Origin of the sequence: Brevibacillus borstelensis (assembly GCF_037834415.1) — a bacterium.
Taxonomy (GTDB): Bacteria; Bacillota; Bacilli; order Brevibacillales; family Brevibacillaceae; genus Brevibacillus; species Brevibacillus borstelensis_A.
Genome location: NZ_JAUMSJ010000056.1, coordinates 1 through 23,734 on the forward strand (window position 1 = coordinate 1; position 23,734 = coordinate 23,734).

Sequence of the window (23,734 nt, forward strand, 5' to 3'; positions counted from 1 at the left end):
TTTCGGGACGCTGTTCACTTGATGGGCAGGACCATATTTCATGCATTCTCTTCAAGAAGCGTGCGGCTCTGCTTTGGCGGTGATTTTTTCGTAGTCCGACTGGTTGATCAGGCTGGAGCTGCGTTTCATAAACCAGGTGTAGAAGATCAGAGAGACAAACAATCCGATCGTCCACGCATTATCCCAGATGAACGCAAGACCAGGAATGAGTCTGCTGACAAAGGGGACAGCGATCCCGAGCAGCAAGGCCCAGACAGCATGCCAGTTATAGCCGCTCTTGTAGGAGTAGATGCCGTTTTGACGATACAGCTCCGTCAAGTGAATCCGCTGTTTGCGCACCAGCCAGTAGTCCGCGATAGCAATGCCGTCGATGGGCCCCAGCAGAGCGGCATAGGTACCGAGCCAGAGAAAAATATAATTCCCGAAATTATCCAAAATGTACCAAGGCTGCATGACTAGCGCGACCACTCCAGTGATGATCGCCCCAGCGCCAAAGCTCATTTTGCGCGGGGCAAGGTTTTCGATGGCTCGGGCAGGCGCTACGACGTTGGCTGCAACATTGGTAGTCAGTGTCGCCAGGATGATTCCGATCGTTCCAAAGAAGATGGCAAGGGGGGAGAACTTCGCCAACACGGCTGCGGGGTCCCAGATCGCCTCGCCAAAGATGACGACGGTAGCGGATGCCACGGCTACCCCGATAAAAGAGAACCCTCCCATGGTCGTCGGCAGTGCCACCGATTGACCTATGATTTGCGCCCGCTGGCTTTTGGCGTATCGGCAGAAGTCAGGAATATTCAGCGCCATTGTCGCCCAGAAGGCGATGGCACCCGTAAGCGAAGGGAAAAAGACTTTAAAAAACTCTCCGGCGGTTGTAAATTTGGAGGGAGCCGAGAGCATCGGACCCCATCCGCCCGCCTTTGTCAACGCCCAAATGAGCAGGGCAAGGGACATGATGATCAAGGCAGGGGCGGCCCAGAACTCCATCTTTTTAATGGCTTCGGGTCCTCTGTAGGCGATCCAGACGTTCAGTGCCCAAAAGCCGAAAAAGGCGATCCAGGTATGGCCGGGAACATGTCCCCAACCGCTCATGGACATTAGCAAGGTATCGATTGCAGTTCCGCCAAACCAGCAGTTGATGCCAAACCACCCCGCGCCCACCAGACCGCGGGCGACGGCAGGGATGTGCGCGCCTTTGGAGCCAAACCAGAGACGGGCGTAAACGGGATACGGAATCCCGAATTTTGTACCCGCGTGGGAATTAAGGAGAATAGGAATGAGGACGATACAGTTTCCCAGGATGATGGTGATGATCGCCTGCCACCAATTCATGCCGAGTGCGATCAATCCGGCCGCAAGCGAGTAAGCAGGCAAGCAGATGGACATGCCGATCCACAGGCTTGCGAAGTTGTACGAGGTCCAGTTGTGCTCAGCCATCGTGGTAGGGCGCAGCCCTTCGTTGAACAGCGGACTGTCTTTGATCAGATTTTCGCCTTCTTTCGTCAAGGTGACGATGCCGTCAGAATCCACCTGGGTCTTCACGGGGAACTCCCTCCTTTGTAAAGAAAATAGGAACCGACCGTTAAAAGTGTTGCTCAAAAGACAAGATGCTACATTATATTGGACGTTACGACAACAGATGACAGAATTTTCTTACATCTAATATGCAGGAAAACCCGGAACGGATTGTTCCGGGTACGGTTTGTACAGTTGCTTTACTTCGGAAAGTATTCCTTCCATCTTTGATCGACGAGCTTCGCGATATCCGGGTGAGTCTCCACTTCGTCTGGATAGAACGGCTTCATCCGCGCATCGACCACGAGCGGACCTTCATAGCGAATCTTGTTGCGGGCGATGGTCGCTTTTGCGTACAGGTCGTGAGCCGGGTCGAAGCGGGTAAAGACGGTCCATAAGAACGAGCTTTGATCCCCGGCAATCGCAGTGTCATCCACGATGCAGATCATCGGCCACTCTTTGCAATACTCATTTACGTAAGGCAAAATTTCTTCGCCAAACTGGGGACTTTCTGCAAAGGACGGACCTGAGATGACCAGACATCCGCCGCAAAAAGCTTTGATATGGGAAACATTCGGGATACCTTCTCCCGTGTATTCTTTGGGCAGCTCCCGAACAGGGTTTCCAATCCCCAGCATGATCCCTTTGGAACCGTGATTGAATTTCCGGCCCGTATAATCCAGCGTATCGCCGGATGTATCGTTGACGATCAGCAGATCGCGCTCCGGCTGGAAGCGGGCCAAAATAATTTCCATAAAATTCCTGAAATTGGACAAATCACAAGGGACATCTGTCGCCATCAAAAACTTGGTCAGTGTCAATTGCCCTTCGCCCATGATCCGGAACGCGTGCGCCATCGCTTCTTTATAGTAGCTTTCCCGTACGATGGCCCCCGCGAGCGCGTGAACACCGGTCTCACAGTAAGCCCAGATCGCCTTGACCCCAGGCATGACGACAGGGAACAGAGGGGAGAGCAAGCGCTGCAGATACTCGCCGATATAGTAGTCCTCCTGGCGCGGCTTCCCGACGACTGTAGCCGGGTAGATCGCATCCTTGCGGCGGAACATCTGCTTAACCTGGAATACCGGAAAATCATGCGTCAGCGAGTAATAGCCAAAGTGGTCGCCAAACGGGCCTTCCGGTCTGCGGACGTGCGGCGGAACCTCTCCCGCGAAAACGAACTCGGCATCCGCCACGATCCGGTGCGGATGGTTGGGCACCTCGACCATCTTCAATTTATCTCCCATGACCAAGGAAGCGAAAACCAATTCCGGCACCATCTCAGGCAGAGGAGAGATCGCGGACAAAATGAGTGCGGGCGGCCCGCCGATCGTCAGCGAAACAGGCAGCGAGCGGTTTTGTTTTTCCGCCTCATAGTAGTGAAACCCGCCCCCCTTGTGAATCTGCCAGTGCATGCCCGTCGTATTTTTATCGTAAATCTGGATGCGGTACATACCCAGATTGTGCTGCTTCGTCTCCGGATGCTCGGTGTATACGAGTGGGAGGGTAACGAAGGGACCTCCGTCCAGATGCCAGCTTGTCAATGCGGGCAGCGCTGTCATATCGACGTCCGTGGTACTCACCTGGGTGACGGGAGCCTGCCCGGCGGCTACCGTCTTCGTGCCTGTCCGCATCACTTCCAGCAGAGGCGAGCGCAGCTCCCATAAGCCAGAAATGGATGGCGGCATCAGCTTGTCCAATCCGTGAACCAAGTCTTTTACAATCGCTTCCGGTTTTGGGCCAAATGCCATATCCACGCGCTCGGCGGTTCCAAACAGGTTAGTCACGACCGGGAACGATTTTCCTTTTACATTGGTAAACAAAAGTGCGGGCCCTTCCTCCTGGATGACCCTGCGGTGTATCTCAGCCAGCTCCAGATTTGCATCTACTGGCGCGTCAATCTCGATTAACTGTCCGTGCCGGCGCAGTTGCTCCATAAACGAACGCAGGTTTGCGTGCATCTTTCCTAACCTCCACATCCCCTTAATTCCTCTTCTAACTGTACACGAACGCCCCGCTTGAATCTACCTTTTTCCCGCGTGTCTTGTGACGATTTCTTTTCTGCCATGCGCTGCTGGCCCACTTTTTCCATTTGCATACGACCACTCTCTTGACAAAAGACAACGCCGCCATTATCCTTGGAAAAATTTCAAAGAACTGTTCTGTTGTACTCATAAAGCAGAACAGTAAAGGAGCGAGTCTTTGTATGCTGCAAGTCAAACCGATCGTCCTCGAAGGAAATCTGGTTCGTCTGGAACCACTCGACCCTCGCCACTCCGAAGGGATATGGAAGGCAGGAAATTACGAAGAAATCTGGGGCTACATGTCGATGGCGATGCGACAGCCTGAGGACGCCCGGCGCTTTATCGAGGCGGCGCTGGAGGGACAGGCCAGCGGAACCGAACTGCCCTTTGCGATCATGAGCAAGGAAAACGGGAACGTAATCGGGAGCACCCGGTTTTTGAACATCTCGAAAAAAGATCGCGGGCTGGAGATCGGCTTCACGTGGCTGACGCCTTCCGTCTGGAAGACAAAAGTAAATACGGAGTGCAAATGGCTGCTTTTGCGCCACTGTTTTGAAGAGCTGGGCTGTATCCGCGTCCAGTTGAAAACGGATGCCCGCAATGTGAATTCCCAACGGGCCATCAAAAGAATCGGGGGCGTTTACGAAGGCACGCTCCGCAATCATATGATTGTCCGCGACGGGTTTATCCGCGATTCCGTATATTTCAGCATTTTGGACAGAGAGTGGCCGCAGGTGGACCAAAAGCTGAAAATGTTGCTGTTTGGTGAATAACAGCCCATATGGATTGTGGATGGACGGAGCGGATGTGTACAATGAGCGTGGTAGCATTTAAATAGGAAGAGATGAGGATTGTTCATGAAACGGATACACGCTCCGGCCGGTTATGTCCTGCTCGCTGGCGATCTGGCCGCCTTTTTGCTGTTTACTTACTACGGAAAGCTGGCGCACGGACTGCCCGCAACCGCATCAGGAATCATGGAAACGCTGGCTCCGTTCCTTTTGGCATGGATAGTGGTCGCGCTGCTTTTACATCCATACCGGCACCAATCGTGGGAGAAGGCGGGCAGGCAGCTGCTCAATACGCTGCTCATGTGGACGCTTGCTGCTCCCATCGGACTGGTCATCCGTTCACTCTGGCTGGGTACGCCGCTCACATGGCTGTTCGCCGCCGTTGCGTATTTTATCATGCTCGCCTTTCTGCTGGCCTGGCGCATTCCGTTTGCCGTCGTCTGCGCACTGATTCAGCGGCGATCCCAAAGCCGTTGAAGAGAAAGCCCGTCCTCCTGATAAAAGAACCTTTGGCTGGGGACGCTACCAGTTGATGTCGGCAAAGGGAGGTGGGCAAATGGGCAAGAACAACAACAGCAAGGATTTGGGCAAGCATCGCGGCAAGACGTTGGATGAGCACGATAAAAACACCAATCTGCGTCAGTCCAACCACAACGACCGCAACAAACCGTAAATGGCATAACCATGCGAGCCGAAAGAAGTGTCAACGGCTCGCATTTTATTTGCAGACACAGGTAAGCGTGCCGTCTGGTCAGCAGAATGTGCTATAATAACCAGAGTTTCGCTTTGTTTTGTGGAGGGGAAAATCGTGACTGAACCATTGCAGGATGTACAACCTTTTACGCTGTCCACGCAGGCCTTCCTGATCTTGTGCCGGTTAATGGACGGCTGCTATGATGATTTGCGTGAGCAGGAACATACGAGAGACCTGATAGAGTCGATTGCCGATATTTTGCTGGCCGGGGTGCAAAAGCTCGAGGAGCAGGAGCAAAAACCGAGGACGGTCACTTTTCCGCTCAGCTTGCCGCAATCGTTCTTTTTGCGCAGGCTGGCAGCCGAGATGGTGGCCCGCATGCCTGAAGACCAAAATGAAAAGACGGCCAAATGGCTGCAGGAGTGTCTGACGACGCTATCGGGAGGCGGACATGAGCATGCTGCTGCGCGCTCCTGAGCTGCACGTCATTACGAGCGGCCGAAACGAGCTTGATCAGGTGCTGCGCATGGCCGAAGCTGCCTACAGCGGGGGGATGGATAGGCTCCATATCCGCGAAAAGCATCGGACAGCACGTGAAATCATGCAGTGGGCGGAGGCCTTGGCGGAAATTATTCCCCGCGAGAGCATCGTGATCAACGACCGGGTTGACGTGGCAGCGGCTGTTCAATGCTGCGGGGCCCACCTTGCCTATCACAGTCTGCCGCTCAAGGCAGCCAGAAGAGTCTTAGCGCCTGGGCAAAAGGTCGGCAGCTCGGTTCATTCCATGAAAGAGGCCGTGCAAGCCGCCGAGGAAGGCGCAGATTACGTTTTGTACGGCCATATTTTTGCCAGCCGGTCCAAACCGGGTCTGTCGCCAAGAGGGACGGACGAACTGACAGCTGTTGCCGAGGCGTTGTCCATTCCCGTGATCGGACTTGGCGGGATCAGACCGGACAATGCAGGACAGGTGCTCGCCGCAGGCTGTGCGGGCATTGCGGTCCTTTCCGGAATAACAGATGCACGAGACGCAAAACAAGCAGCCTGTGCTTACAGAGAGACGCTGGACAGGTGGAAGGGGGAAACGGGATGAGAAGCAGAGAGCGATTGCGTGAAAAAATGGGGGTTTATTTTGTCGTAGGGACCCAGGATTGCGGCTTTTCGGCTGCACGCACGCTTGAAATCGTCGAGCAAGCTCTGAAAGGGGGCGCGGGTACTTTGCAGCTGCGCGATAAAGGCAGCAAATTGACCCGCGAAGAGAAAGCTCGTCTAGGAGAGGACATGAAGCGGCTCGCCCATCAATACGGCGCGATTTTCTTCGTAAACGACGACGTTGACCTGGCGATTGCCCTTAAGGCAGACGGCATCCATGTCGGCCAGGACGACATGCGCCTGAACGATGTGCGTGCCTTGGTCGGAGAAGCGATGTATATCGGCGTATCTGCCGGTACGGTTGAAGAAGCCAGGGAAGCTCTGGCGGGTGGTGCCGACTGCATCGGCGTCGGGGCGATGTACGCTACGGCATCCAAGGCGGATGCGGGCGAACCGATCGGGCCTTCAGGGCTGCGGCAAATACGAGAGGCGGCAGGTGAATCGCTGCCGATCGTGGGAATAGGCGGGATTACGCTGGAAAATGCCGACGCCGTTCTGACTGCCGGTGCGGATGGGGTAGCTGTGATCAGTGCAATCAGCAAGGCGTATTCTCCTGAGCGGGCGGCTCGTGATTTGAACGAGATCGTCACTCGTACACGGAACGGACAGTCTTGCTGACACATATGGTACCGTAGACAGACCGGGCAGTTGAACCTGGCGAGGGAGGTGGAGCAGATGAAACATCGAATTTACCGGATTGGCTATGAATGGGTAAGCAAAAGAGAGTTGTTGGAGCGCCTCCAGCTTACGGATTGTGCGCTCGTGGAACATAAAAGACTTGCCCCTGCCGAGGATCACGCCGACGCAGAAAGCGTGACGCCGGAGGAAGAACGCCATGCCGCCCTGGTTCGGTATCAAAAGCGGCCAGGTGAGTGGATTACATTTAACGGATTGTATGAGATTCTGAGTCGGGAACCTATTCCCTGGATTGACTCGCCGCTGGAGTACCATCTGTTCGGCACTGAGCTCATCCCCGGCAATATCCGCAGGGAAAAGGCGCCCCAGGCACGAATAGCGGCAAGAACAAAGCTGCAAGTAGCGGCTATTCGGCAAGAAACTGTTTTTGTCACGGTCCCGGGCCATCCTTCCAGACGCTATGAAATGTCATTGTCCCATGCGCGTTTTGCGAAGGATACGCCTACAGAGCTTGAGCTGAAGCTGCAGGTGTTTGCCTTTCCGCCGAGACAGGATATTCTGGTTGACTGGCTGCTGAAGGAAGGGCGGAAGTCAGGCATCATTACCCGGTCCAATCAGGAACGGGTGGAGCGATCCGCGTTTCAAGTGTGGGATGAGCTTCGCAGGGAGTACGGAATCAGCGTCAGCGCCGCTCTTCTGGCGATCAAACAGGCGCTGGTCGTGCTCGATCGGGCTGGAGTAGTAACGGATTTTCCTTATCCGATTCATGAACTGTCCGATCTGTCCTTGTCCAATGACGATGAAAGGGACGCATTCTACTCTTATCACGCTGTTCGGTGCTCGATTGCCGCAGTGGCATCGCTTTTGACCACTGATCCCAAGGACCCGCTCCAGGATATTCTTTTGGTCGATATCATGCTGGAGCAGCAAATAAACCGCAGGCGCCAATAGGCTTTCTGCGGCTTTTTGGCTCTCGGAACGCTTTTATGTATAATGAAAAAGATAAATATGGAAAAGGGGTGTGGCGTGCATGTACGTATCGATGAACCGTTTGACCGTGCCTTCCGATTACCAGGCTCACCTGGAAAAAGCCTTCAGCGAGAGCGGTGAGCGAATGAAAAACGTCCCGGGCTTCCTGGAGTTTCTGTTCCTGGCTCCTACCCAGGGCGATGAGTACACGGTGTTTACCAAATGGGAAAGCGAGCAGGATTTCCTTAACTGGACACAGAGCGAAGCGTTCAAACGATCGCATGCGGGCAGCAATCCGAACAGTCCGGTCAAGTCTGAGCTGCGCACCTATCAAGTCAAAGCGTCTTCATAATGCGAAGGCATTCGTTTGCCCATAAAGCAGGCGAATGCCTCTTTTTATTCTGATAAGTTTTTTAATAAACATTTTTTGCACAATTTGTAACTTGATCGTGATATGATAAGGGGAGGAACTAGAAAACGCTTACATGGTTACTATCCTGATAAAGGGGAAGTGAGTATGAGTCGCGTAGAACCTGATTTTTCTCTCGTCCAGGTTCCTGTTCACCTGAGGGAGTTTCTGGTGGAACAGGATTACGAGCAGTACACTCCGATCGACCACGCGGTATGGCGGTATGTCATGCGGCAAAATCATCATTATCTGGGGCAAACTGCACACAGCGCCTACCTTGAGGGATTGCGGCTTTCCGGAATCAGCGTGGAGCGAATCCCCAACATTCGCGAGATGAATGAGTGTCTGGCAAAGATCGGCTGGGGCGCCGTCACCATAGACGGCTTTATTCCGGCAGTAGCATTCTTTGATTTTCAAGCCCACCGCATCCTGCCGATTGCGTGCGATATTCGCCAATACGATCATATCGCATATACCCCGGCACCGGACATCATTCATGAGGCAGCGGGCCACGCCCCGATCATTTTGGATGAGACCTACCGTTCGTATTTGAAAATATTCGGAGAAATCGGGTCGCGCGCGCTTTCCTCCAGGGAAGATTACGAATTGTACGAAGCGATCCGCTACCTTTCTATTGTAAAGGAGGATCCGGAATCCACGGAGGAAGTCATCAGGCAGGCGGAAGAGGAGCTGGAGCGAAGAGCATTGGCTGTCCGGGACGTTTCCGAGGCAAATGAACTGGCTCGCCTGTATTGGTGGACAGTCGAGTACGGCTTGATCGGCGATTGTGAAAAACCGCGTATTTACGGCGCGGGACTTCTTTCCTCTGTCGGAGAAAGCATCAGCTGCTTGCAGGATGACGTGAAGAAGATTCCGTTTTCGCTTCAAGCATGTATCGAAACCGATTATGACATCACAAAACCGCAGCCGCAGTTGTTTGTATGCCGCGATTTTCAGGAGCTGATCGATGCCGTTTTGGAGTATTCCAAGCGGATGGCCCTGAACGTCGGCGGGACGGTAAGCTTGATTAAGGCGAGAAACATGCCTCAGACGACGACGGTAGTCTACAGCTCGGGGCTTCAGGTGAGCGGGATTTTGTCGGAGCTCGAATTTGACAGTGCAGGAGAAGCGGTTTATCTCAAAACGACAGGCCCTTCCGCTCTCGCAATCGAAAACAAGCAGCTTGAAGGTCACGGCAAGGAATATCACCAAGATGGCTTCGGCTCCCCGATCGGGCTTTTGGCTGGCGAGACGATTCCGTTGGAGAGCTTTACCGATGAACAATTGCAGGAAAAAGGAATTGTGCTCGGGAAACATTGCACCCTGTCATTTGCATCCGGAATCCGGGTGACAGGAATTGTCCGCTACATGCTTCGGGAAAGAGGCCGTCTCGCTCTCGTTGGCTTTGATGAGTGTACGGTTACGTATCTGGATAAAACGCTTTTTCACGCCGAGTGGGGTACGTACGACATGGCCGTTGGAGAACGGATCGTATCGGTTTTTGCCGGGGCTGCCGATCGGGAAGCTTTTGCTACCGGCACACACAAGCCATCCGCTATCTCAGCCAGACAGGCAAACCATTCCCCTGAGCAGATCAGACTTCATCAGCTTTATCAGAAGGTCCGCAGCATCCGGGAAAAACGACAACATGTTGATCGCCAGACAATGCAGACGATACTCGATGAGCTCGATTGCGCCTATTCGGAAGACTGGCTGATTCGCTTGGAGCTCCTGGAAATTGTGCATAATCAGGCCGGGACCGAGCGGGAACAAAGCAGGCTGCATGCCGCCTTGGAACAGCTGCAGGATGCAAAGCCGGAGCAACGACAGTTAATTGTGAACGGACTTCGTCTACTAGGAAAGTAAGATGAAAAAGCGGCGTGAATTGTCCCGAATGGATAGTCACGCCGCTTTACATTCTTTCATGTTTATGGAATAAATAGGATATGAATGTTTTACATATAGATGCTAGAGACAAAGGAGCCAGTAGAAAGTGAAAAAGCGGATAAGAAAGCACTTAACGAGTCTGGCCCCTGAACTGGCGGCCAAAACGTATGGGTTTCTGTCTGATCACAACCGAATTTCGGCATTAATTCTGGAAGATCGATCGTATACATTGTCTCTGCTGGAAAGGTTCATTTTGAGTTTGATCGAATACATTTTTACTGGTGACCGTCTGAAAGTGGAGAAAAAAGCAAGGGAAATTGCGATCCATCGCTCGAAACAAGGTATATCCCTGGCATGTGTATTGGAACGCATTCGGCTCTGCCGGGATATATTGCTGGATCAAATGGAGCGGGATGCCCATCACTTCATTTCTACGGAAGAAGAGAGACTGGAACTGTATCAGGTTCGGCTCGATCTATATCAATTCGTCGACAGCTTGCTTGATTTGTTTATACATATTTTTGAATCAGAAGAATTTCAAAGGGAGCAGGACAAATTACAAGCGTCATCTGCTGCGCGCGAACACTTTTCTGAAGTGGCGGAACAGGAATTGGTGCAGCTTGTCCTGCAGTCCACGGATATAGCGGTACTGATCATCGACCGCAACCTTCGCATCATCGAAGCCAACTACTCATTTGCCGAATTGCAGCAAGTGGAGCGCCAACAGATCATTGGTACCAACATCGATGAGACGTTTCGTCCCCGAGAAAATGAAAGATTTGTACAATGGGTAATCGAAAGAGGCCAGTCCGGACATTATGTTGCGGAAATCAACGGGATACTGACGACCGTCAGTACGAGTCCGATCTACCACAAGGGCGAATTGTGGGGAGCGATATCGGTTCTCAGAAACATTACAGACTCCAAGCGCTACGAAGAGGAGTTGACCAAACGGGAAGCATTGGCTGCGGTAGGCCAGCTCGCTGCCGGCATGGCTCATGAAATCCGCAATCCGCTGACATCGATCAAAGGATTTATCCAGTTATTGCGCGAGCAGACGGAGACGATTCAAAACACTTCTTATTTTTCGGTGATTTTAACGGAAATCGAGCGAATTGATGGGCTTTTGAACGACGTATTGGTTCTTGCCCGTTACCGGGACGATAAAATTTCCGCTGAACGCTTCCTCATCATGGATGAAGTCCTCGGTGTCATTCGCTTGCTGGAGCCAGAATCCAACCGACGGGGAATTCGGCTGGAGCTGAATTGGTCCGGAGATGAATGGTATATTTACGGGTACAGGGCACGCATCAAGCAAGCTGTTCTCAACATTCTCAAGAATGCGATGGAGGCGCTCACAACCAAGGGGTCCATGGTGGAAGTCTCCGTTTACGCGTCGATCAACCAGGTCGTTTTGACAGTCGAAGACGACGGACCGGGTTTGGAAGAGAAAGTGCTAAAGAATTTATTCGTCCCTTTTTACACAACCAAACCAGATGGAACCGGACTTGGATTGTCGACCACCCAGCGCATTATCCTCGATCACGGGGGAGAAATTTTTGCGGAAAATTCCCTGCGTCTGGGAGGGGCCCGCTTTGAAGCAAGGCTTCCCATCTCAAATGGATAAAAGAAAAAGACAAATGTTTCATGGACAAATGACCCATTTGTCTTTTTCTTTTACCAATAAAGCCAGTTGGGTCTTTTTGGAAGGAAACCGACATTCGTCCAAATTTTTATGGGTGGGTGGTCGTATGTTACTAAAATGGATTGTGTACGAAATCGATGACAAATGTCAGCAAGCTTTTTCGCAAGCACAAGGGAAGTTTGGGGATTGGCAAAATGTTCAGAAGAAGTCGAACCAGGGCTTCAAATGAAAGAGAATGTCATGGAAATGATGCCAAACTGGATCATCTTTTGAGACATTATTTTGAATCGGAACTTATATATATTTGGTAACCCGTCCAGCTTACATAACTATTTTTCAAGAACATACTCCTTTGCGCAATTAAGTTTACGTAATATTTATTATGTTAATTAATTAGGGACGTTTTAAGACAAAGTTGGGGTTTCGCTTTTGAGTGATGACCAGTTTCGGTACAATAGAATAACCATTACCCCTCGGAGGTATCTATGAGTGGAGATCTTTCCGTTTTTTTAGCGTTTGGCGCAGGCTTCCTTTCATTTGTGTCTCCTTGCTGTTTGCCCTTGTATCCCTCCTTCATTTCCTATATTACTGGCGTCACGATGGACGAGGTGAAGAAGGGGAGAACCGTTTTTCAACGGCAGGCGCTGCTGCACACCCTGTTTTTTATCTTTGGGTTTTCGATTGTGTTCGTCGCCTTGGGACTTTCCACTTCCTGGCTCGGCAGTCTTTTTGCCTCCCAAAAGGATTTGATACGCCAATTAGGGGGCATATTACTGGTGATCATTGGTTTGGTGATGCTTCAAGTCTTTAAGATGGACTGGATGATGAAGACGTGGAAAGTGGATCTAAAATCCCGGCCTCTCGGGTATACCGGTTCTGTCCTCGTCGGGATTACATATGCAGCTGGCTGGACGCCGTGCGTAGGACCGATCCTCTCCGGGATTATCGTGCTGGGGATGAACGATCCGGGGCAAGCGCTGTCCTATACTCTGGCGTATACGGCGGGCTTTGCGATTCCGTTCTTCGTCATGACGTTTTTCATCAGCAAGGTAAAATGGATCATGAAGTATTCTGAGCGGCTGATGAAAGTAGGCGGTGCTCTGATGATCTTGTTCGGCGTGCTGCTGTACACGGACAAGATGACGGACATCACCAAAGTCCTGATTAAGATGTATGGAGGCTTCACCGGATTCTGACCCGAGGTGACACATGAAAAGACTAGTGCTGGCAATGATTATGGCTGTTCTCTTAGGCTCGGTAATCTGGCAGCCTTCGCAACAGACGGGTGCAGTTATGGCGGAGCAAAAGCCGGAAGCTGGATTTGAAGCGCCGCATTTTACGTTGCGAGGCCTTGACAACCAGACGTACGGAGTTGCAGGCAAGCGAGACAAACCGCTCGTTATCAACTTTTGGGCGTCCTGGTGCGGTCCGTGCAAGCTCGAGGCTCCGGATCTGCAAAAAATCGCGGAGAAATACGGGCAACAGGTAGATTTTTACGGCATAAACGTGACCTCCAACGACAGTCTGGAGGGAGCGCAAGCATTTGTTAAGCAGTATAAGCTTACGTTTCCCATTCCGATGGATGTGACAGGCGATGTGGCCAACCGCTATTGGATTCAAGCGTTTCCCACCACCTATCTCGTTGACAAGCAGGGGATTATCCGGAAGAAAATCATCGGAATGGTGGAAGGGCCCTATCTGGAAATGGAATTGAAAAAAATGCTGGAAGAAACATCAGGACCGCTGCGATAAGAGACGCAGCGGTCCTTTTTATTTCCAAAGGGGCAACGGGCGGTTCGCCATGGACGGCGTGGAAGAAGGGAGGAACCTTCTGCCTCGTCAGGAGGTTGGCTGCGGTGAGTCGGATTCCTCAGGACCATTTTTTCTTTGCACGCTGCCATCGGGAAGAATGCGGACATCTTTTGAAAGAGATTCGATGCGCTTGCGCAAAGCATCGCCATTTTCCTCATTCATCGGAACAGCTTGTCCCAGTTCCGCGTGGAAAGGCAGCATTTTCAGCGCGCAATCGCCAGTCTTGGTGCAGGACGCCTGCAGAACCATCGTCTCCCATGTCCTGGGTTCATAGGAACGGGTAAAGATGAAATTCCCGAGACTGTAGGCGATCCACTTCTGGTTATATTGTTCAAACCCTTGCAGCACGTGCGGGTGACCGCCGATCACGAGGTCGGCGCCAGCATGGATGTACGCCCGGGACAGCTCAATCTGATGGTCTACAGGATAGTCTTCCCGCTCTTTCCCCCAATGGGCGATGACGATTACCAGATCTGCTTGCGATCTGGCTTGCTTAATCGCGTCGACAGCCCTGGCCGGATCATAGGAGGCAGCAATTCCCGGCTTGTTCTTCCCAGCGTACCAGCTGATATTAGGGAGGACACGGCTAAAGCCGAAAAACGCCATTCGGATGCCATTTCGCTCGACGTACACGGGCGAATAGGCCTGCTCCGCATCTCGGCCGGCCCCTACATATGCAATATCATTGCCTTCCAGTACTTGGAAGGTATCCAAAAGGCCGCTTTCTCCCTGGTCCATCGAGTGGTTGTTGGCCAGATTAACCAGATCAATGCCGGCTTTTTTCATGGCCGGAATCGCCTCTGGCGGAGACTTGTACACGAACTCTTTATTGGAGGCCGGTACACCGTTTTTTGTGACAGGAGTCTCCAAGTTGGCAACTGTAAAGTCATCCTGCTGAAAGTACGAATGCACGTAAGCATACGGAAAATCGTAGCCGTTTTCTTTTAGCCTGGTCTCCACATGTCCTGCCATGATTACGTCCCCGACAAAAGTCAGGTTCACAGATGGTTCGGCCTGCTTGTCGGTCCCTGTTTGCTCCGCAGCCCGCTCCGGCTGGTTTTCCCGGGAACTGTCCCAGAAGAGCTGCAGCACATAAAAAACCAGACATGCTCCCAACAAGACAAGCGTAAACAATATGGTTCGCAGGACGATGGTCAGCAATTTACGCCGTCTTTTTCGCTTCGCTTTTAAGCGGTCCACTCTCGTCTGATACATCGCTCTCCCTCATTACAAAGCTTTTGCCGCAAGAGGCGGTTTTCTTCAAAACATAAAAACTATTATAGCATGCCTGGCAATCGAATCCTAATCGGTCGCTTCTTTCATGGCGACACCCGAGAGCGCTGGAAACAGAGATTCAAAAGCCCGGCCCATTTTGGCTGACGGCAATCTGTTTTTGTGCCTCTGCCTAAGGAGAATCGATTCCTTCGTCTCATATGATAAACGGACATGAGGCAGAGGAGGGATCGAGATGGCGAAACCAAAGAAGAAAGGCAAAAAGGATGCCAAACAGCATCCGAATCAAGTGAATTTGAAGATTGTCACTTCGGGCACCTGCATAGTTTGCAAGCAGCCGTGTACAAGAGGCATGGAGTATGTAGAGAAAATGGCGCAGCCAGGAGCCATTGGTTTTGGAGTGCCATGCATATTGACCAAGCCTCGTGTCTGAAACAGATACATCGCGTAGGAAGAGATGCCGTAGTTGGGAGGCGGGGTAGTCCTTTGCTCTGGATTGTTGGGAGCTGGGATTATCCCGTTATTTTTTAGGAAGTGCCCGTTTTGACTGACGGCTATTTTCAGGCTGCAAAAGCGCAAGGCGCGGGAAGCTGGCAAATACCAAGTTGTGGAAGTTCCGCCGCGTGGCGCTGGCAAGAGGCTTTAGACAGCGTATCTGGTAAGCCAAGCAGCGCTGTATTATACTAAGTGTACATATCAAGGAAGGGAGAGGGCTGCCATGAGACCACTCGCCATTTCTCCGGAAACGGCTGTAAAGCTGGCAGAAGCGTTGCAAGTGCCATTGGAGCGCCTGATGCACATGCCGCAGCATATACTAATGCAAAAAATGATGGAGCTGGCCAAAGAAGAGGCGGAGAAAAAAGAATCCGGCGAGTAATCGGAGCGACTGCACTAGGAGGCTGGGGCTAGCAGGAATAATCAGAGCTACTCTACTAAGCGGGCGCCTGCAGGAAGAGTGCCAGCATGCGGTGGAGGCGGATTTCAACTCGCCTTTTTACCCGCGTGCCACCATCATGCTGCGATACATAGGAAACAAACAAGATGGATCAATATGGTGCCAAGCAGCCCAAATTGTAAACGAGGCACAGGATTTTCACACGCCGTGGTGAATCATACCAGCATATCGACAAAAACATTGGAGGGGATCACATGTCAGTAAACGCAGCCCACAAGTACGGTACCGGTGTAAAACCGGAGGATTTTATCCAGGGAATGACGAAAAATCAGGAAGCGTTCAATGAGTGGTACCAGAAGTTTGTCTGGGCCAGCGAGGATGACCGCGAATTTTTCGCATCGCTGCGCCATCGCGACGATCTTCGCTGCCTGATCATTGCGGCCGACTGGTGCGGAGACGTGGTTCGCAATGTGCCGGTTGTCCTCCGCGCTTTGGAAGAAACGCAAATCCCTACGGAAATCATGATCATGGAAGACCACCTCGACCTCATGGATCAGTTTTTGACCATGGGAGGGCGTGCCATTCCCGTTGTCATCTTTGCGGATACGGGTGGACATGTACTCGCCAAATGGGGGCCGCGACCGCAGCATGTGCAAGCTGTTATGACAGCCTTTAAACAACAGAATCCGGATCGGAATGCGCCTGACTACGACGAAAAGATTAAAGTCGCCCGTGCTGAGATGCTTGCCCAGTACGGAGAGGGCATCGGTTATCATCAAGTCATTGTAAAAGAATTGCGGGACGTGCTCTCCGGCATTTAATAGTAGTTTTACGGAAATACTGCGGCACCATTCGGTAATCGGGAAGAATTGCGGAGCAGTAGTATAATTTCACCTGGTTCGAGAGAGTCATGCAGTTTTAACGAGAAATGCTGTAAATAGAAGCGGGGGCAGGAGCGGCTATACTCCTGTCCGCTTCTTCTGGAAGGAATGAACATTTTGCATTATTACGGAAATGAGACGATCATGTCGCTGGAGCAGGTCCTCCGGCTTCGTCCAAATGAGGTTCGGATATTGGAATGGGTGCGGACCTACGAGTTTCTCGAAAATAAATACGGCCTGGACGATGCGGTTCCCTATTTTCTGGAGATCAAGTGCGAGGGCGACACGGTCAGGATCAGGAAGAACAAGATTACCGATTTTCCCGAATACATATGTGAGGAAGGGAAGACATTTCCTGATGTGGAGCAAGCCCTCTCTCTCTTTCATGAGTGGGCAGAGCAGATATTGGGCCAATTAGGGGACGAGCAGTAAAGGAAAACTAGGAAAAATGTCCATGTATTGACAATTCCAATTCTTTTATGTTAGACTTAGCAGCGTCAATCTCTTTTTTACATAGAAAGATGAACGGCGATGTATTTGCCGGTGTAGCTCAATTGGTAGAGCACCTGACTTGTAATCAGGGGGTTGTGGGTTCAAGTCCTATCGCCGGCACCATTTTCGGGGAGATAGCGAAGTGGCTAAACGCGGCAGACTGTAAATCTGTTCCCTAAGGGTTCGGCGGTTCGAATCCGTCTCTCCCCACCATTTTAACGAACATGTTTTACATACGCGCCGGTGTGGCGGAATTGGCAGACGCGACGGACTCAAAATCCGTTTCCAGCAATGGAGTGGGGGTTCAAGTCCCTTCACCGGCACCATAATACTGCAAGGATGTTCTTTGGGATTAAAAAAGCCTAAAGGGCTTTTTTATTTTAAAGCTAAACATTCGCTCATTGCATGAGTGGAAGAAATTTTTGTACTGACATCCAGATGCGCATAGATGTTTGATGTAGTAGATTAGCTTTTTTGGTTATACAGACATCTTTCAAGCTACCTTGCTTATCTTAAGCAAGGTAACAAACAAGAAGCTGTAAACCTACTAGATACTTGCCATAGAAAAGAGGGGTAGCTGACATCGAGGAAATGGGAAGTGAGTTCTTTTTTTGGTTGGTTGAAGGGCTAATCTGTAAGTGAAATTATATTCCGCGTTTAGTGATAAGCGGAGCATGTTGATGGAAGCAAGGAGCAAACGTTGGCCTGGAATTTATCATCTCTCCAGATAGTAAAGTTATGGATGTTCCCGGGGGGATATCATTTTCATCGTTTTCAGGTGGGCCCGCTTCTTTTGGTTGAGCTTCAGAAAGACTTTCTTCATTTTCAAACTACTTTGGGCGTATTGTTGGAAGCCCATACCGCTGCTGATGTGCTAATCGCAGCAATCAAAACCACCGCTGTTATCGTTAGAAACAGCAGTGTTTTCTTTTACAATTTCTTCACATTAAGCATGATCGTTAATCTCCTTTTTAATTGTTTGCCATCACCAGATAAATTGGCGGAAAATTGCACGGGTAAATTCCTTGATCCTGCCACTACGTTCAAGATTGTTTCCCCATAGCGTTTTCGCTCGGCATAAGACATATCTTTTACGACTTCTTCATCACAAGTCAGCTCGCTCCATGTATGAATGTCCTTGCGAAAAATGTGAACCAAGGGATTAAACCAATGTAAGACACTGGCTCCCAACGTGAACGCCTTGACCCATAAATCTTTCCGTTTCAGATGGATCAACTCTTGACGGATCACCATGTCCATGTCCACGTTCACGATTTTCTCCATAGGAAGATAAATGGTAGGTTTCCATAGGCCGACAAGAACAGGACTCCGAATAGCAGAGCTGTACGCGAGCCGGACGTTGCTTTTCAGACCAAGAGATTCCTTGATGAAGGGGAGCTGTTTAGCTGCTTCGCTGTTCTTCGGAACGGTGATGCGCGTATGTTCTAGTTTCTTTACAAATCTGCGATAACAATACGTTTGCCATACAGCAAAACCTATAGCTCCGATTGCCCATAAGCTTATGAGGGAAAGGGCTACATTTGCTGAAATGGTCTGTTCTTGCATGAACGACTCCGGAAAGAACCCTGAAAATTGTCCGGGTGCAGCGATTAAGTTTTTAACCGATCCTTGGTATAACCCGTCCAGTACATGTTGCGTTTCCCGCAGCTTGTAATCTTCCGGCGATATGCGGGGAACATACTTGTTTGTTCGGCCATGCCTTGTGGTTTCTAGCGCCCCTTTATCCACCAACTGCGATAGGAAGGTGGAAATCGTTTGTGCCTTCCACTCCTTACCCCGTTGAGCGAAAATCATGAGCCATCTGCTGCTTCCGAAATTCAGCAACGATTGGTACCACTAAGCAGAGTGAGGACGCTCCAGATTTTAAAGGCGGATATAGTTTGCAATGTCTTGTCAAGCGAAGATGAATTGTTCGTGGATCAGAGAAAGGCCGAGCCATAGAACATATTATTCTAAAGCTCGGCCATTCTCTAATCCTTGTAACGATCAAGATCAAAACGGCGAACCGCCAAAATAAATTCAATGACAAGTTGTTGTTTGCAGTCTTCTTTGATCACACCATGATAGCGAGAGTATTTGTTAATCAGAGGCTCAAAGCGTTCGATAAGTTCGGCTTCAGCCTGTTGATCACCCTGTTGGGCTAACTGGATCAGTTCCATGATTTCGGGTCTGTCAAGATTTGTATAGCCGTTATCGGCGGCTTATTTCAAACTAACTTCTTCTTCCTTGATTTTCATTTCCGCATGTGTTATAATAATAATTGTGACTCCAGATCTGTTTCCAGTAATAGAGTGGGATTCAAGTCTCTTCACCGCCATCATTTGTACATGGTTACTGGATGCTTGCGGGTGTAGTTCAATGGTAGAACTCTAGCTTCCCAAGCTAGCGGCGTGGGTTCGATTCCCATCACCCGCTCCATAGTAAAGTCTCTGAAAACCTTGTTGCAGCAAGGTTTTTTCTTTTTGTCTCTTCAAAGTAAGTGGGGGTGAAGCAGGGGGGAATCACCGATTGGGGGTGAATTGGGGGGGAATTTACAGAGTACGTTTTCGGGGATCAAACTTGTCCAATTTGGTAACAGCCTCACGAGAAACTTTTTTGGTTACGTGGGCATAAAAATCGGCTGTTGTTTGATACTTTGTGTGCCCAAGACGTTCCTGTACGGTTTTTAAGTCCACGCCGGCCTCAATCAATAAAGTTGCAGCGGTATGTCGGAGATCATGCAGCCGGATGTGTTCGAATCCATTTTTCTTAAGAAATTTTCTCCAGGTTGCGGTCGGAGTTGTATAGTAGTACGGTCTCCCTGTTTCATTACAAAAGACAAATGAAGGGAAAGTAAATTTTTTTGTGTAAATGGGTTTTTAACAAGTGAACGGCTACTTCAACGGCTTTACATGGAGGGGCGGGCATGTTAGGCTCGTTTGCCATGCGATGCGTGGGTTACTGGCATCGCCCAATCGCAAGAAAACATGCCTGCAGAGACCAGCTATGCAATGTCAACACACTTCATGGATGATTCTTTTTATTGACTACGCAGGGGGCATACCATTGCAGACTCACTCCACGTTTCTAAGCGTTACTTTGTCGCCAATTCTGGAGCATAGGGTTGATTATCCCGCAAAATTGCAAAAATTACAGCCGATAACTTACGGCTAACTGCACCGAGAGCTGTTTTGCCATGCTTACCTCGGGAAATTTTATCATCATAAAACGATTTAAATACAGGATCGTATAGGCGTACCGAATTAGCTCCAAGCCACAGGGCTCGGCGTAAATAGACAGAACCCCTCTTTGAAATATGATTAGTAGTTCCTGTAAACTGTCCGGATTGCCGAACAGCAGGATCAAGACCCGCAAAGGCTGCCAATTGCTTTGGTGTTTGAAAGCGCGTGATATCTCCAATCTCCGCCAATATGCTAGCAGCAAGCACCGGACCAATACCAGGAATCGTTAACAAATGATGATCGAATTCAGAAAGCCGTTCGGCGATTTCTTCCTCCAAACGCTTAAGTTGTTCCTCCATAAAGCGAATTTGTTGCATAATCATTTGCAATTGAAAGGAATAAGCATCAATAGCCAGATCAGCACCAAAAGATTGCCGCGCGGCCTCCTGAATCCGTTCAGCTTTTGGTCTTCCCAATCGGTTTTTACTATGCTTCGCTAATAGTTTAGCCAACTCTTCGGTGCCTACGTTTAGCAATTCCTCTGGAGTTGTAAAGGTCATCAGTAACTCGGAAGAGGCTCTACCAAATATATCACTGAACAACTGCTCATATTCTGGAAAAATCGTATCCAAAACCGAAATGACTTGGCGCTTCAAATCACTAATCGAATCGACTAAGCTAAAACGAAATCGTGTAAGCTGACGCAGCCCAACGATTCCCTCCTCAGCAATTTTGGTCTTTGTGTACCGGCCAATACAAACAAGTTCTGCAATAAGGAAGGCATCTTTAGAATCTGTTTTGGTCTGACGAATATACAGGTTACGTATGGCATCCGATTGAATTGGGTTTAAGATGTCGATCGTGTATCCTTGTTTGCGTAGAAATGAATGTAATGCAAGCCAGTAATGTCCTGTTGCTTCCATGCCAATGAGTACGCCCTCACTAGAAGAAACATGTGTACTAAGCCGTTGTAAAAGTTTTTGTCCACCAGCTTGGCTGTTTGTAAATTTCAACGTTTTTCCTACTGGTTTTCCAGTTGAATCAATTAAGCAAGCTTCATGACTGCGTTTACTAATATCAATTCCCAAGTAAAACATTCTATTTTTCTCCCCTCGTGGTCGGACACGCAGAAACTTACGAGATACAACCTAGTTCGATATTCGTGGTCAAGCCACATCCAGCTCATTCGTATATACTCGTAAGTTCGGGGACCACACTCTCTGCGCGGGATCTTGTCCCAAGGCTCCATACGTGGCTCCCCGACCTTTATACGAGCATTGTATCTCAAACATGAAGGGGAGATAACATTACTATACTAGGCTCCATGTCAAGCTGACATATCAGCTGGAATTATGCGGACAGTTCTCCTTGCAAGCGGTCTCCAAAATGGATCGCAAGTTGTGATATACATTCTTTCCAGCTCCGAAGCGGCATAGTCCACTTCTTCGACGCCTCAACGGTAGCCAGATAGATGATTTTCCGTAGGGCATCGTCGGTGGGATACGCCGTTTTTGTCTTTGTGACCTTACGGAGTTGTCGATGATAGCCTTCGATAATATTCGTTGTGTACATCATTTTGCGGATCTCTGGGGGATAGGGGTCTGTCAAGATTTTTATGTAAACTCAATCAACCGATATATGAACAGGTTTCATCCCCCTAATTGGGACATCTTTTTCGGAGCCAATAGAGTCAAGGGCGTAAGGCGAAGCGAACTTCTTGCTATATTCGTTGCGACTATTCCCTGTGTGATCGCCATCAGCACTATGTTTGGCATAGCCCAGATGGTCGTCCATTTCTGCTTCAAACAGCTGATGGATGGTGTCACGGAAGAGGTTCTTGAGCATCTCATGAACATCCTCGATGGTTCGGCAATCCTTTGCTAACTCCTTGATCGTCATGTCTCTTTTGTCTTGCATAAATGATCATCTCCTTAATGGAAAGTTTAACCATTTACACAAAACTTTTTACGCTCTCCTTTTTGCGGTTATTTGAAGAGTTTCTTTATCAAAAATATAAGTACATAATCTTCGTTAGTGGAAGTGAAATGAGCTTACACATCCAAGCTGTTGATGATAGCTAATATTTGATGATCTGTCCATTTGCCATTAATCTTTACATTTTCTTTAGCTATACCTTCTTTTTTAAACCCTACTTTTTCTAACACACGAATAGATGCTATATTGTCAGGCATAGCTCCTGCTTCAATTCTATGCAGTTTTAATTCTCTAAAAGCAAAGTCTACAACAAGTTGTAGAGCTTCTGTTGTATAGCCCTTTCCATTATACTCCTTATCTAAAATAAATCCCGTAGTACAGCTTTGGACGTTTCCCCTAGCAATTTGAGTTAATGAAATGTCTCCGATAAGTTTATCAGTTGCTTTTAAAAAGATTCCAAAAGCATATACTTGCCCTTCATCTGTTTTTTTTAATACCTGTTCAATGCGTATTTTTTGATGTTCTTCTGTATAAAAGGCTTCTGGGAGTAATGGGCTAACTCGTTGAAAAAATTCGCGATTTCTAGTATGTAATTTAGCTAACTCGCTGGCGTCAGAAATCTTGTAAAATCGAAGATATATTTGTTGTCCTACTAGTTTCATAAAATCCCTCCGATATCCTTTTAATACAATTTTATCATGGTCAATGAAAGAAAAGACTGATGAATATCGTGTTCATTTCAAGTTAACATAACGTCTTATTAACATTAGTCAACAATGGATAGAATTTTCGTTATGGGGGATTTTGATTTTTTAGGTTGATGGGCATGGGAGCCATCCCCAGCCGCGGGGCATCTTTACTCCCACCCGATGGACAATCTGGTGCTTCAGGCTGGAGTACAACAAGTAGCTTCTCGGGTTTCCCTGTTTACCCAAGAGTGCAACTGTGCATATAATAAATACAAACAAATGTTCGTTAATGGGTGATGCAGGATGGAGCCAAAGGAACTGCTGAAGAACTGGTTTATATTGAACAAGGTCGTCTCGTATTTAAAGGACGATCTGGCTCTAACCCAATCGGCCCCGTTGAAAATCCCGGGTATTCTGGCAAACGGAATAAGGGCCATGGACAGTATCCTTTATACCGAAGAGAGGGAGGTGGCCAAAGAACTGCGACAAAGCGGCGTGCGGATCGTAAAGGAGTTCCACGATCAGCGGGAATACTTTGTGATATGGTCACATCGTGGGCAAGTGGAGATGCTTCGGCTGCACGATAACCTGGTTCTCATGGGTGTTCAGAAGAAGATCAATGAAGTGATGAAGCAGCTGACATTCAGCAAAGAAGCTATAGCTGATAAGATAAGATCAAGTGATAGTAGCAATGCTAGTTGGGGGTGAATTGGGGGTGGAATGTGCAGGATTGCAGGGTAATCTATAGGGGGTGTAACCAATTATAATAAGGAAAAACCCTTGAAGTACAAGGGTTTTTTAGAATGTGCGGGTGTGTAGGAATACTGTTTTTCTTTCTTCCCAAGCAAGCGGCGTGGGTTCGATTCCCATCACCCGCTCCATAGAATCAGAGCGTAGAA

Annotated in this window: 25 protein-coding genes, 5 tRNA genes and 3 pseudogenes; 22 read left to right on the plus strand and 11 right to left on the minus strand. The window is 49.4% G+C overall.

What is annotated here, in order from left to right:
• Positions 1-51: 51 nt before the first annotated feature.
• Entirely contained in the window at positions 52-1,539 is a 1,488-nt protein-coding gene (locus Q3F21_RS25635) for an NCS1 family nucleobase:cation symporter (protein WP_340259207.1), read from the minus strand.
• Between the two features lie 173 nt (positions 1,540-1,712).
• Positions 1,713-3,473, minus strand: coding sequence for a UbiD family decarboxylase (locus Q3F21_RS25640; RefSeq protein WP_340259209.1), 1,761 nt, complete (start codon positions 3,471-3,473; stop codon positions 1,713-1,715).
• Between the two features lie 245 nt (positions 3,474-3,718).
• Between Q3F21_RS25640 and Q3F21_RS25645 the strand changes: the two genes are divergently transcribed.
• The 12 genes from Q3F21_RS25645 (at position 3,719) to Q3F21_RS25700 (ending at position 13,468) form a co-directional block, all read left to right on the plus strand.
• Complete coding sequence (locus Q3F21_RS25645; protein ID WP_340259211.1) at positions 3,719-4,309, plus strand: GNAT family N-acetyltransferase; 591 nt, start codon at positions 3,719-3,721, stop codon at positions 4,307-4,309.
• Between the two features lie 84 nt (positions 4,310-4,393).
• Complete coding sequence (locus Q3F21_RS25650) at positions 4,394-4,804, plus strand: DUF3054 domain-containing protein (RefSeq protein WP_340259213.1); 411 nt, start codon at positions 4,394-4,396, stop codon at positions 4,802-4,804.
• A gap of 331 nt (positions 4,805-5,135) precedes the next feature.
• The gene (locus Q3F21_RS25655) at positions 5,136-5,498 is read left to right on the plus strand and encodes a hypothetical protein (RefSeq protein WP_340259215.1); all 363 of its coding nucleotides are present in this window, start codon (positions 5,136-5,138) and stop codon (positions 5,496-5,498) included.
• The gene (locus tag Q3F21_RS25660; protein ID WP_340259217.1) at positions 5,473-6,111 is read left to right on the plus strand and encodes a thiamine phosphate synthase; all 639 of its coding nucleotides are present in this window, start codon (positions 5,473-5,475) and stop codon (positions 6,109-6,111) included. Before Q3F21_RS25655 ends, Q3F21_RS25660 begins: the two co-directional genes overlap by 26 nt.
• A complete protein-coding gene (gene thiE / locus Q3F21_RS25665) occupies positions 6,108-6,788 on the plus strand; it encodes a thiamine phosphate synthase (RefSeq protein WP_340259219.1) in 681 nt (226 codons plus the stop codon). The genes Q3F21_RS25660 and thiE overlap by 4 nt, the downstream gene beginning before the upstream one ends.
• Positions 6,789-6,845: 57 nt before the next feature.
• Complete coding sequence (locus Q3F21_RS25670; protein WP_340259221.1) at positions 6,846-7,757, plus strand: hypothetical protein; 912 nt, start codon at positions 6,846-6,848, stop codon at positions 7,755-7,757.
• 79 nt (positions 7,758-7,836) lie between these two features.
• Positions 7,837-8,127 (plus strand): antibiotic biosynthesis monooxygenase family protein, encoded by a 291-nt coding sequence (locus Q3F21_RS25675; protein ID WP_340259223.1) that lies wholly within the window; start codon positions 7,837-7,839, stop codon positions 8,125-8,127.
• Between the two features lie 165 nt (positions 8,128-8,292).
• Positions 8,293-10,050, plus strand: a complete 1,758-nt coding sequence (locus Q3F21_RS25680; protein WP_340259225.1) for an aromatic amino acid hydroxylase — start codon at positions 8,293-8,295, stop codon at positions 10,048-10,050.
• Between the two features lie 127 nt (positions 10,051-10,177).
• Positions 10,178-11,698: a two-component system sensor histidine kinase NtrB gene (locus Q3F21_RS25685; protein ID WP_340259227.1), complete on the plus strand. Its 1,521-nt coding sequence runs from the start codon at positions 10,178-10,180 to the stop codon at positions 11,696-11,698.
• Complete coding sequence (locus Q3F21_RS25690; RefSeq protein ID WP_340259229.1) at positions 11,667-11,945, plus strand: hypothetical protein; 279 nt, start codon at positions 11,667-11,669, stop codon at positions 11,943-11,945. Before Q3F21_RS25685 ends, Q3F21_RS25690 begins: the two co-directional genes overlap by 32 nt.
• A gap of 256 nt (positions 11,946-12,201) precedes the next feature.
• Positions 12,202-12,912: a cytochrome c biogenesis CcdA family protein gene (locus tag Q3F21_RS25695; RefSeq protein ID WP_340259231.1), complete on the plus strand. Its 711-nt coding sequence runs from the start codon at positions 12,202-12,204 to the stop codon at positions 12,910-12,912.
• A gap of 13 nt (positions 12,913-12,925) precedes the next feature.
• The gene (locus Q3F21_RS25700) at positions 12,926-13,468 is read left to right on the plus strand and encodes a TlpA family protein disulfide reductase (protein WP_340259233.1); all 543 of its coding nucleotides are present in this window, start codon (positions 12,926-12,928) and stop codon (positions 13,466-13,468) included.
• Positions 13,469-13,555: 87 nt separating this feature from the next.
• Here Q3F21_RS25700 and Q3F21_RS25705 read toward each other — a convergent pair whose 3' ends face one another.
• A complete protein-coding gene (locus Q3F21_RS25705; RefSeq protein ID WP_340259235.1) occupies positions 13,556-14,743 on the minus strand; it encodes a CapA family protein in 1,188 nt (395 codons plus the stop codon).
• 253 nt (positions 14,744-14,996) lie between these two features.
• Between Q3F21_RS25705 and Q3F21_RS25710 the strand changes: the two genes are divergently transcribed.
• From Q3F21_RS25710 to Q3F21_RS25740, 7 genes are all read left to right on the plus strand, one after another.
• Positions 14,997-15,194 (plus strand): hypothetical protein, encoded by a 198-nt coding sequence (locus tag Q3F21_RS25710; protein ID WP_340259237.1) that lies wholly within the window; start codon positions 14,997-14,999, stop codon positions 15,192-15,194.
• A 285-nt stretch (positions 15,195-15,479) separates the two neighbouring features.
• Complete coding sequence (locus Q3F21_RS25715; RefSeq protein WP_340259239.1) at positions 15,480-15,638, plus strand: YycC family protein; 159 nt, start codon at positions 15,480-15,482, stop codon at positions 15,636-15,638.
• Between the two features lie 272 nt (positions 15,639-15,910).
• A complete protein-coding gene (locus Q3F21_RS25720; protein ID WP_340259241.1) occupies positions 15,911-16,477 on the plus strand; it encodes a thioredoxin family protein in 567 nt (188 codons plus the stop codon).
• 177 nt (positions 16,478-16,654) lie between these two features.
• Positions 16,655-16,969, plus strand: a complete 315-nt coding sequence (locus Q3F21_RS25725; protein WP_340259243.1) for a hypothetical protein — start codon at positions 16,655-16,657, stop codon at positions 16,967-16,969.
• Between the two features lie 107 nt (positions 16,970-17,076).
• Positions 17,077-17,152: transfer RNA gene (locus Q3F21_RS25730), tRNA-Thr, on the plus strand.
• A gap of 5 nt (positions 17,153-17,157) precedes the next feature.
• Positions 17,158-17,242, plus strand: a tRNA-Tyr gene (locus tag Q3F21_RS25735).
• A 26-nt stretch (positions 17,243-17,268) separates the two neighbouring features.
• Positions 17,269-17,355: transfer RNA gene (locus tag Q3F21_RS25740), tRNA-Leu, on the plus strand.
• Between the two features lie 453 nt (positions 17,356-17,808).
• On the opposite strand, the pseudogene Q3F21_RS25745 reads toward Q3F21_RS25740, so the two are convergent.
• The 3 genes and pseudogenes from Q3F21_RS25745 to Q3F21_RS25755 all read right to left on the minus strand — a co-directional run.
• Positions 17,809-18,637 (minus strand): annotated as a pseudogene (locus tag Q3F21_RS25745) (M56 family metallopeptidase); the annotation flags it as partial.
• Positions 18,632-18,847, minus strand: a pseudogene (locus Q3F21_RS25750) (BlaI/MecI/CopY family transcriptional regulator); the annotation flags it as partial. The pseudogenes Q3F21_RS25750 and Q3F21_RS25745, both read right to left, overlap by 6 nt.
• Before the next feature lie 173 nt (positions 18,848-19,020).
• Positions 19,021-19,209, minus strand: a complete 189-nt coding sequence (locus Q3F21_RS25755; RefSeq protein ID WP_340259246.1) for a helix-turn-helix domain-containing protein — start codon at positions 19,207-19,209, stop codon at positions 19,021-19,023.
• Between the two features lie 185 nt (positions 19,210-19,394).
• Between Q3F21_RS25755 and Q3F21_RS25760 the strand changes: the two genes are divergently transcribed.
• Positions 19,395-19,468, plus strand: a tRNA-Gly gene (locus Q3F21_RS25760).
• 113 nt (positions 19,469-19,581) lie between these two features.
• On the opposite strand, the gene Q3F21_RS25765 is transcribed toward Q3F21_RS25760, so the two are convergent.
• From Q3F21_RS25765 to Q3F21_RS25785, 5 genes and pseudogenes are all read right to left on the minus strand, one after another.
• Positions 19,582-19,902, minus strand: coding sequence for a tyrosine-type recombinase/integrase (locus Q3F21_RS25765; protein WP_340259254.1), 321 nt, complete (start codon positions 19,900-19,902; stop codon positions 19,582-19,584).
• A gap of 221 nt (positions 19,903-20,123) precedes the next feature.
• The gene (locus Q3F21_RS25770) at positions 20,124-21,308 is read right to left on the minus strand and encodes an IS110 family transposase (RefSeq protein WP_340259248.1); all 1,185 of its coding nucleotides are present in this window, start codon (positions 21,306-21,308) and stop codon (positions 20,124-20,126) included.
• A 253-nt stretch (positions 21,309-21,561) separates the two neighbouring features.
• Positions 21,562-21,807, minus strand: a pseudogene (locus Q3F21_RS25775) (transposase); the annotation flags it as partial.
• Between the two features lie 27 nt (positions 21,808-21,834).
• Positions 21,835-22,128: a transposase gene (locus Q3F21_RS25780; RefSeq protein ID WP_425341304.1), complete on the minus strand. Its 294-nt coding sequence runs from the start codon at positions 22,126-22,128 to the stop codon at positions 21,835-21,837.
• 134 nt (positions 22,129-22,262) lie between these two features.
• Positions 22,263-22,808: a GNAT family N-acetyltransferase gene (locus Q3F21_RS25785; protein ID WP_340259250.1), complete on the minus strand. Its 546-nt coding sequence runs from the start codon at positions 22,806-22,808 to the stop codon at positions 22,263-22,265.
• A gap of 330 nt (positions 22,809-23,138) precedes the next feature.
• On the opposite strand from Q3F21_RS25785, the gene Q3F21_RS25790 reads away from it, so the two are divergent.
• Both Q3F21_RS25790 and Q3F21_RS25795 read left to right on the plus strand, forming a co-directional pair.
• On the plus strand, positions 23,139-23,543 hold the full coding sequence (locus Q3F21_RS25790; RefSeq protein ID WP_340259252.1) for a hypothetical protein: 405 nt from the start codon (positions 23,139-23,141) through the stop codon (positions 23,541-23,543).
• Between the two features lie 99 nt (positions 23,544-23,642).
• Positions 23,643-23,716 (plus strand) — tRNA-OTHER (locus tag Q3F21_RS25795).
• Positions 23,717-23,734 lie beyond the last annotated feature (18 nt).